The sequence below is a fragment of the Streptosporangium sp. NPDC006013 genome (genome assembly GCF_040614275.1).
Taxonomy (GTDB): domain Bacteria; phylum Actinomycetota; class Actinomycetes; order Streptosporangiales; family Streptosporangiaceae; genus Streptosporangium.
This window is the reverse complement of the sequence record NZ_JBEXUE010000832.1, coordinates 1-2,351: the sequence shown is the minus strand read 5'-3', so window position 1 is coordinate 2,351 and position 2,351 is coordinate 1. Positions and strand designations below refer to the sequence as shown.

Below are 2,351 nucleotides of genomic sequence, written 5' to 3'. Positions count from 1 at the left end.
GACCGTCACTCCGGTCCAGGTGCCCTGCGAGACGTCGAAGTTCGATCTGACACTCGCCGTGCGGGACGGCGAGGACCGGTGCCGTGCTGCGACGGCGGCCCGGTGGCGGATCGGTGGCGGGCCGGTGCCCTAGGAGTGCGGGCAGGTGTCCTGGTACTCGGAGATGTTCCTGTCACCCCGGGGCGCGGGGCACAGGAACTGCTCGTAGCGGGTGTCGTTGTCGACGAACCGCTTCAGCCACGAGATGCTGTACTTGGCGATCGTCGTGTTGGAGCTGTTGGGTGCGAAGTGGCCGGCCCCGTCGAGTTCCAGGTAGGCCTTCTCCGAGGAGGCCGGGATGCTGTTGTAGAACGGCTTGGAGTGCAGGCTCACCGAGGCGATGGTGTCGTTCTCCGCGCCGACGATCAGCGTCGGGACCCGGATGCCCGACCAGCTCTTGGTCAGGTTCCACGCGGTCAGCGGGATGGCCGCCTGCAACTGCGGCCGGCTGTTGGCGGCCTCCAGGGTGCCGCCGCCGCCCATCGAGTGCCCCATCACGCCGAGCCTGCCGGCGTCGACCCGGCTGGCCGCCGAACTGCTCTGCACCAGGTAGTCGAGCGCGGCCAGCAGTTGCCTGCCGCGGCTGGCGGGCTGGTCGGAGGTGGTGATGGTGTCGATGTTGAAGACCACGAAACCGTGGGAGGCCAGCCGCGAGGCGAGCCAGGCCATGCTCGACCTGCTCGCGGTGTAGCCGGGGGCGATGGCTATTCCGCCGAAGGTCCCCTCGCTGGTGGACGTCGGGTAGTAGATCGTCCCTCCGCCGAAGCCGGTCACCCGGAGCGAGGAGACGTTGGTCTCCGCGATCGCGAACGGCCCTCTGACCGCCTCGATGCCGGCGTTGGTCGGGTCGGGGCCGCGGTCGTACGGGCCCGCGGCGGCGGCCTGTGCGGCGGGGGCCGCGACGGCCTGCGCGGCGGGCGCGAGGCCCCCGCCGGTGCCGAGCAGAGCGAGTGCGAGGGTCAGCGTGGCGACAGTCGTCGCCCGGCGGGACCGCCTGGGCGCGTGGGCCTGGGGGGTGGTGCTGTACGGCTGCACGTTGCTGTACTCCGTTCCTGTGGGGGGAACCAGGGCGATACGGTGGCCGGCCGACGACCGTTCGTCGCGCGCCGGTCCGCCGCCGGAGGTGGCGACGGCACGGTCGGCGCCACCGGGTAACCCCTCGGATTTCTGACATTCGCCACTTTCTCGTTGTCAGGTCCGGAGTGCATCGGTGAAATCACCCGTACTGCACTGCACCCGTGAATCAGGACATCAGTCGCACCAGCTCCACCCGCGAGCGGATGTCGAGCTTGGTGAAGATGTTCCTGAGGTGGTGCTCGACGGTCCTCGGGCTCAGGAAGAGCCGGGCCGCCACCTCCCGGTTGGTGGCGCCGTCCGCGACGATCCGCGCGATCTGGTACTGCTGTGCCGTGAGTTTCTCGGTGGCCTTGGGGCGGGACGACCTGACGGCCTCCCCGGCTCCGCGCAGCTCGGTGCGGGCCTGCTCGGCCCAGAGGCGCGCGCCGGACCGCTCGAACGTCTCCAGGGCGCTGTGCAGGTGCTCCCTGGCCGCGCCGGGACGCCGGTTCCTGCGCAGGGCACTGCCGAAGAGCAGCTGGGTGCGAGCCGTCTCGAACTCGGAGAAACCCTGGTGGTGCAGGTCGAGCGCTGCTCTGAAGTACTCCTCGGCGTCACCCGGGGCGGCCAGGAGCGCGTGACAGCGCGTGGCGAGCGCGCGCCGGTCGGGGCTGCGGGTGCTGCCCACCCAGCCGTCCAGCACCCGCAGGGCCCTCTCGGCCGCCTTCCGGTCGCCCGTGCGTGCGGCGGCCTCGACGAAGTGGGGCGTCGACATGACCCGCACCACGAGGTGGCCGCCTGTCCCGCCCGACCTGGACGTGGCCCGCAGCCGCTTGGCCGCGTCGGCGTGGCGTCCCGCCGCGAGGTCGAGGTGGGCCAGCGCCCAGTTGCCGAGTGCCCCCGCCACGCCCAGGCCATGGGCGCCCGCCAGCTCGATGGCGCTCGCCGCCCTGATCGCGCACGTCTCCTCGTCGCCCTCGACGGCCGCGGTGAGCGCGAGCCATCCCAGGTGCTGGCCCGCGCTGTTGGGCCTGCCGCGCTCCTGGGCGATCCGGAGCCCCTCGACGGCGCTGGCGGCGATGGAGGCGTAGCGGCCCATCCAGATCTCGGCCTGGATCATGAACTCCAGTACCTGAGGCACCGTGGAGACCGCCCCGAGCGCACCCAGGCGATGATCGCCTCCCGAGTCGCCTCAGGGGTCACCGACTCCCCTGGCACCGCCTTCGTCCCCGGCTACCCCGAACTGTCGACGCTGA

At 71.7% G+C, this 2,351-nt stretch carries 2 protein-coding genes; both read right to left on the bottom strand.

Translation table 11 applies throughout. The features are described 5' to 3' along the window. Nucleotides 1–129: 129 nt before the first annotated feature. Nucleotides 130–984: an alpha/beta hydrolase gene (locus tag ABZ260_RS50100; protein WP_355632756.1), complete on the bottom strand. Its 855-nt coding sequence runs from the start codon at nucleotides 982–984 to the stop codon at nucleotides 130–132. Nucleotides 985–1,282: 298 nt separating this feature from the next. Next, nucleotides 1,283–2,236: a LuxR C-terminal-related transcriptional regulator gene (locus ABZ260_RS50095; protein ID WP_355632753.1), complete on the bottom strand. Its 954-nt coding sequence runs from the start codon at nucleotides 2,234–2,236 to the stop codon at nucleotides 1,283–1,285. Nucleotides 2,237–2,351: the final 115 nt, after the last annotated feature.